Annotated in this window: 3 protein-coding genes and 1 pseudogene; 3 read left to right on the top strand and 1 reads right to left on the bottom strand. The window is 59.5% G+C overall.

Annotated features, from left to right (window positions below; all coding sequences use genetic code 11):
- Positions 1–24: 24 nt before the first annotated feature.
- Positions 25–915, bottom strand: a complete 891-nt coding sequence (locus A8B82_RS20450; protein ID WP_067296741.1) for a mandelate racemase/muconate lactonizing enzyme family protein — start codon at positions 913–915, stop codon at positions 25–27.
- On the opposite strand from A8B82_RS20450, the pseudogene A8B82_RS24845 reads away from it, so the two are divergent.
- The 3 genes and pseudogenes from A8B82_RS24845 to A8B82_RS20440 form a co-directional block, all read left to right on the top strand.
- Positions 881–997: pseudogene (locus A8B82_RS24845) on the top strand (hypothetical protein); the annotation flags it as partial. The gene A8B82_RS20450 and the pseudogene A8B82_RS24845 overlap by 35 nt on opposite strands.
- 21 nt (positions 998–1,018) lie before the next feature.
- Positions 1,019–2,506 (top strand): SMP-30/gluconolactonase/LRE family protein, encoded by a 1,488-nt coding sequence (locus A8B82_RS20445; RefSeq protein ID WP_235604753.1) that lies wholly within the window; start codon positions 1,019–1,021, stop codon positions 2,504–2,506.
- A 41-nt stretch (positions 2,507–2,547) separates the two neighbouring features.
- Positions 2,548–3,381, top strand: coding sequence for an SMP-30/gluconolactonase/LRE family protein (locus tag A8B82_RS20440; RefSeq protein WP_161489488.1), 834 nt, complete (start codon positions 2,548–2,550; stop codon positions 3,379–3,381).
- Positions 3,382–3,786: the final 405 nt, after the last annotated feature.

Genomic DNA, 3,786 nt, shown 5'->3' with positions numbered 1-3,786 from the left:
AAAATTAGCCTCTATTCTCTTTAATTAGGGCACAACGACACTTGCTGCCAATTCAACCGATATCGCATCCAGCACCGGGCCAACCGGGTTGTGTAGGCTGGCCGACACACCCGACGCGGCTGCAAAACGCAACATCGCGATGCCCTCTTGCAACCCGGTGAGGCGCAGATCGGGCAGCACCACATCGTAACTGCCATTCGCCAGCAACGCCGCCATTTCGGCGCAATTTGTCACGTTTTCACCACCAGCAAGCCGAGCGCCGCCAGCATGACAAGCCGCCCGCAAACGGCGCTGTTCCTCTGGGGCTACAAGATGCATATGCAGCGGGTCTTCGATCCACACGACGCCAAGTTTGCAAAGTTCAGTCACCACGCTGCGCGCGCCCTGAAGGTCAAACCGGTCGTGACAATCGACAAATACAGCCGCATCGTTGCCCAGTTCCGATCGCACGGCATCGACGCGTGCAAATCCCCGATCCATCACCGCGCGGCGTTCGGGCCAGTCTAGAAAATTCCAACGATAGCCATCAAATGGCGCGATCTTGACAGCACATGCGCCGGTGTCGTCGATCAATTTACGGGCACGGTCAGCAAACCCTTCGGGAGTTCGGTCGGAAATTCCACGGTTGATATTGGCATAAAACGGCACCGCATCGCGCCGCGCGCCGCCCATTATCTCTGCCAGCGGAAGCTCGGCGCGTCGCGCCAGCAGATCCATCCCGGCTTGTTCTACAGCACTCAAAAGCGCGCGGCGGCCCGGTGCAATTTCAGTCTGGCGCAGCGCGGCAAGCAGCGGCTGAACGCCGGAGATCTGCTGCCGGGCCACAAGCGCGGACAAATGCGCGCATAAGCCGGCGATCTCGGTTTCGTTGCCAAAGGAAGTGGCCTCGCCCCATCCTGTCGCACAATCACTCACCCGTGGGATTGATCTTTTGCTGTTGCTCGGGCGCTCTACTCCACTGACATTTCGACAAATTCAGGGACATCTGGACCTGTCCAAAGGATCACTGCATCGTCTTTTGTCTGCCTTACGATCGCGTCGTTTGGTCCGCTATGACCGTGACACTCGGCGCTATGCAATCGGTGCCACCGTCATGTCGCTGGCGCGCGGCGCGTTGGACCGTGATGCCACGGTCCGCGCTTGTCAGGCTGAAATGTCACGCCTTGCGCACCTGCTCAAAGTGCCATGTTGCCTTTATGTCAGCGACGATGATTCGGTATTCGTTCTGGACGCCGCGGACCCCGCCGGGCGTACGGTACGCGTCTGGCCCCGTATGGCGATCGAGGTGAGCACAGCAGGGCAGGCAATGCTCGCTGGTCGCCCGGCAGAGCAGAAAAATGAATGGTCCGCCGATCTGCAACGCATTATCAGCAAGGCGCGCGCGCTTGGCTATGCTGCCAGCTACGGCGATCCACTTGCCGTGGCCACGTCGGTTCTTGATGGCGAAGGCGCAGTCGTTGGCGCGCTTTGTTGCCAATTCGACGCCGCCGGAACCCACCCCGACAAATTGCACGAGGCAGGTCAAATGATCCGAGAGGCCGCGCGCCGCGCCTCGCACCATCTCGGCGTCACTCAGCGACTGAATGAACAGATCATCGCACAGCGCCCCAAATTCAATTTCGAGGGCAAGGTGCATGACACCGGCCGTGACTATGTGGGCGAAAGCCCAAGCTGGTGCGAGGTAACCGGCCGCCTTTGGTGGCTCGACGTGCTAGCCCCGGCTCTGCGATGGCTGGATTTGAAAACCGGTGAAAGCGGGCGCACACTGCTGAAAGGATTGACCGGTGGTCTCGCTCTGACCTCCGGTCCCGAACTGCTTTTAACCGGCGAAAACGGCCTGTCGCTGTTCAACCCGGTCACTGACCAGCAAACCCCGTTGACCGACCCCGAGGCGCATCGCCCCGAAAATCGGTTCAACACCGTCGGGGTCGATCCGAAACAACGCATGTGGGCCGGCACCATGCCGCTCGACAACCTCGAAAAGCCCGGCACGCTCTATCGTATCCACCCTGATCTGATGACCGAGATCATCGTGCCCGAAATATACCTTCCGAAAAACACGGTTTTCAGCCACGATTGCCGATACGCTTATCTGACCGAGCAAGACCCGGGAGCACGCTGTGCCGTTCTGGTTGCCTATGAACTGGGCGAGGATGGCCTGCCCGTCGCGCGTCGTGAATTGCTACACGGCACTGACGCCCAAGGCCAACCTGCGGGTCTGACCATTGATGCCGAGGATTGTCTTTGGGTTGCAATGCGGGGTGGCTGGTCCGTCATTCGCCTTGATGCCGAAGGCAAGCAATTGGCGCACCATCCATTACCCGTGCCGATGCCGACCGCGCTGACCTTTGGCGGGCCGGACCTTGCCAGCCTCTTTGTCACCTCAACCTATCTGCGCCTGCCACCCGGCTATAACGATATCGCCCCGCTGTCTGGGCGGTTGATCGAGCTGCGCCCCGGCGTGACCGGACGGGCACCTGTGCGCGTATCTTTGGAAAAACCATGACTGATAGTCCCCCCCTCAACTTCACTCCCCGCCACAACGCCTTGGCCCTGACCGGCGAATCACCGCTATGGGATGTCACACGCGACTGCCTATGGTGGCTTGATATTCAAGGCCAACGTCTTTTGCGCCACCAACCCGGCGGCACCGACGCGGCGATCCCCCTACCCGGTCAATGCGGGTTGGTCGCGCTCGGCGAAAGCGGTCGGCTCGTGCTGGGAATGGAGGACGGGCTTGTCGCGCTCGACCCTGAAACGATGGCATGGGAGCGGCTGAGCGACACAGAAGCCGATGCCTCCACGCGCCGCTTGAACGATGGAAAACCCGACCGACTGGGCCGTCTTTGGTTTGGTTCAATGGATATGTCGGGTCGTGGCATTCCCACCGGCGGGTTGTTCCGCCGTGATGTGGACGGCACCATAAACAAAGTATTGGATGACGTGGCCATTCCCAATGCCATTGTCGGCGATCCCGCCTCTGATGCAATATGGTTCACCGACACGCCCACCCGCAAGCTTGAGCGTTTCGACCTCGCCCAGGATGGTGGAATTTCCAAACGCAGCACGCTACTGACCCTGCCCGAAGGCGCGCATCCCGACGGAATGAGCATGGATGGCGAGGGCAAATTGTGGCTGGCGATTGTCGGCCCTGGTGAGCTTATTCGTATTGATCCCGCGTCGGGCGAAATCCTTGCGCGGATCGCCCTGCCGGTGCGCCGCCCGACGATGGCAATCTGGAGCGACAGAACCCTGTTTGTGACAAGTCAGCGGCGATTCCTGTGCGCTGCTGAACTGGGGCAGCAATTGATGGCAGGTAATCTCATCGGGGCAGCTGGCTCCTTGGGAAGCGGGCCGGACCTGCGGGTCGCCGGAGTATAAAACGCGACAGAAGCGTCTGGGCTGCATAAAACTCCTCTGCACTGATATCGGTCTCGGGCAGCACATTGCCATGCCCGCGTGGAGCCTTTTCGATCTTTGGGTCGACGGCACCGTTGAGTCGGCCACATGACCTTGCTTGCTCAAAGCTGCCCCAACTGACCCAAATAACGTGGACTACACTGCCGCATGATGCCCTTGGCTAGAACGTTCACGCCACAAGGTTATTTCGTCGCGGCGCTTTTACTCAATATTCAGCTGGCTAACCGCCGAGACTTGCGTTTACCTTCATGTCCAATAAGTTTGCATTATCGGACATTTTGGTTATGCTCCGCGTCAGTTCGGAGTTTACACAGGTTTTGGTTGTCGGATGGCCGGTGTTGATGAGATTCAAGCACTTCCCTGAAA

This window comes from Sulfitobacter sp. EhC04 (genome assembly GCF_001650875.1).
Lineage (GTDB): Bacteria > Pseudomonadota > Alphaproteobacteria > Rhodobacterales > Rhodobacteraceae > Sulfitobacter.
Note: the sequence above shows the minus strand (reverse complement) of the source record. Positions and strands in the feature narration are given on the sequence as shown.